Below are 1111 nucleotides of genomic sequence, written 5' to 3'. Positions count from 1 at the left end.
CCCGCGTTGCGGCTGGCCTGGAACGCTGCGAAACACAAGCTGGCCCCGTGGTGGGCGCGGTGCTCGAAGGAGGCGTTCCGCGCTGGCCTGGATCAGCTTGCCCGGGGGTTGAAGAACTTCACCGACTCCCGGTAAGGGAAGCGGAAGGGCCGGCGGGTCGGTTTCCCCGGTTCAAGAAGCGCGGGAGGGCCCGTGACTCGTTCCGGTACACCACCGGCGCCTACGGTCCGGCTGGGGATCGGCAGGTGAAGCTGCCCCGGGTCGGCCGGGTCAAGGTGCATGAGCCGATGGGTGCGCTGACCGGCCGGCTCGTCGACGGGTCCGCACGCCTGCTGGGCGCGACCGTGTCCCGGACCGCGGGGCGCTGGTTCGTGGCGTTCACCGTGGAGGCCGACCGTGATGTCCCCGGCAAGCCGTCTACCCGGCAGCGCCGGGGCGGCCCGGTCGGGGTCGACCTGGGTGTGAGGCACCTCGCCGTCCTGTCGACCGGCGAGACCGTCGAGAACCCCAGGCCGCTGGCCCGGTCGCTGCGCGAACTGCGCCGCGCGTCGCGGGCCTACGCCCGCTCCACGCCCGGCAGCGCCGGTCGCCGTAGACACGCCGCCACCCTCGGTCGCCTCCATGCCCGCGTCGCCTACCAGCGCCGCGACGGGCTGCACAAGCTCACCGCCCGGCTGGCCAAGACCCACGACACGATCGTGGTGGAAGACCTGCACGTGGCCGGGATGGTCCGTAACCGCCGTCTTGCCCGTGCCGTGTCCGATACCGGGATGGCCGAGGTCCGCCGCCAGCTCGCCTACAAGACCCTCTGGTACGGATCGACGCTCGTGGTCGCGGACCGCTGGTATCCAAGCTCGAAGACCTGTTCCGACTGYGGCTGGCGAAACCCAGGCCTCACCCTGTCGGASCGTATCTTCGCCTGCCAGTCCTGCGGGCTGGTAGGCGGCCGCGACCTGAACGCCGCGGTCAACCTGTCCAACCTCGTCGCCGCCAGTAGGTCGGAGACGGTAAACGCCCGTGGAGCCGACCGTAGGACCCCGTCCGCGGGGCGGGCGGCTGGGAAACGGGAACCCGGCACGGCTCGGGCCGGTCGGACCGGGAGTGCTTCACC

The 1111-nt window shown here is 71.8% G+C and carries 1 pseudogene; it reads left to right on the top strand.

The window, feature by feature from the left end:
• A pseudogene (gene tnpB, locus CcI156_RS23735) lies at positions 1 to 1111 on the top strand (IS607 family element RNA-guided endonuclease TnpB); the annotation flags it as partial.

It is taken from the genome of Frankia sp. CcI156 (assembly GCF_001983015.1).
In the GTDB taxonomy this organism is placed as follows: domain Bacteria; phylum Actinomycetota; class Actinomycetes; order Frankiales; family Frankiaceae; genus Frankia; species Frankia casuarinae.
The sequence above is the reverse complement of the archived record's forward strand: the minus strand, read 5'-3'. Positions and strand labels throughout refer to the sequence as shown.